Genomic DNA, 766 nt, shown 5'->3' with positions numbered 1-766 from the left:
GTCGAGGATCGTGCCGCCCTCTTCCACAGTCAGATCCAGCGACTCCGTCGTCCCATCCGGATCCTCGTCGTTCGCCAGCACCTCGACGTCGACCGTCAGCTCATCCTTGACGTCCTCGCTCTTGACGCGGTCGTCGCGCGCGATGGGGTAGAGCAGCGGGACGTCCTCATCGACGGTGACCTGCAGCACCGCGGTCGCCTCGGCGCCGCGGTCATCGACGATCGTGTACTGCAGCGATGTCTCCACCTCGGCATCCGGAGCCTGGACGAGAACCCGGTCGCCGGACACCCGCGCCTCGAAGCCCGGAACGTCTTCGGGAGGGGTGATGCCGTTCTTGACCAGGGCGACCTTCGCACCCTCCGGGTCGGAGTCGTTCGCGAGCACGGGGACCGCGACCTCACGACCGGGGCGCACCACCACCGCGTCCTTCACCGCGTATGGCGCCTGGTTGGTCTCCTCGCTCGGGGCGATCCCGACGGTGACCGTCGCGGTGCCCTCCTTGCCGAGATTGTCCCGCACCTTGTAGGTGAAGGTGTCGACTCCGGTCGCGTCGTCGAACGCGTCGTAGACCAGGTAGTCCTGCTCGACCGTGACGAGACCCTTCTTCGGGTTCGAGTCCAGCCCCAGCAGTTCCACCGAGTCGCCGTCCGCATCGATCCCGTCCAACGGGATCGCGATGTTCGCCGTCGTCCCGCTCAGCGTGCGGGCGGTGACATCGCGGGGGCGCGGGGCGGCGTTCTTCTCCTCGTCCACTGCGAGGATCTGG

1 protein-coding gene is annotated in these 766 nt (G+C 67.8%); it reads right to left on the bottom strand.

The genetic code is table 11. The features are described 5' to 3' along the window. On the bottom strand, positions 1-766 hold a 766-nt coding region (locus KYX17_RS31600), incomplete at both ends, for an Ig-like domain-containing protein (RefSeq protein WP_243233724.1).

It is taken from the genome of Microbacterium sp. CIAB417, assembly GCF_022788845.1.
The sequence above is the reverse complement of the archived record's forward strand: the minus strand, read 5'-3'. Positions and strand labels throughout refer to the sequence as shown.